This window comes from Saccharothrix sp. ST-888, assembly GCF_000955975.1.
In the GTDB taxonomy this organism is placed as follows: domain Bacteria; phylum Actinomycetota; class Actinomycetes; order Streptomycetales; family Streptomycetaceae; genus Kitasatospora.
In genome coordinates, this window is the sequence record NZ_JYJF01000575.1 from 1 (window position 1) to 355 (window position 355).

1 protein-coding gene is annotated in these 355 nt (G+C 79.2%); it reads left to right on the forward strand.

Annotated elements, in window-relative coordinates:
• Positions 1–248: hypothetical protein (locus UK12_RS44000; protein ID WP_045307049.1), on the forward strand; the 248-nt coding region annotated here is incomplete at its 5' end.
• Positions 249–355: the final 107 nt, after the last annotated feature.

Consider the following 355-nt stretch of genomic DNA (forward strand, 5'->3'; position numbering starts at 1 on the left):
GTCCGGGCCACCGGGGCGAGGGCGCGGGCCCCGGTCGGCCGGTGGTCGCGGCCGGGGGTGCCGCCGCGCAGCCCGTGCTCAGTGGCCTCGGCGCAGCCGGCCGGGCGCTGCTCGCGCCAGGCATAGCCGGCCTAGGCCGTGATGGCCGCCCGGCCATTGCCCGCCACCGCCTGTACCATGCGGAGCTCGGGGTCGTCGCCGAGCACGTCGGCGGCTTCACCGCCTCGCGGCCGCGCGCGGTGGGCTAGGCCACGCCCTGGGACATGACCAGGGAGGGCGGGCAGGCCCCCCGCGACTACCTCGCGCTGGCCCTCTCCGGCCTGGCCCGGGAGACCGACATCGGCGTGGTCCAGTC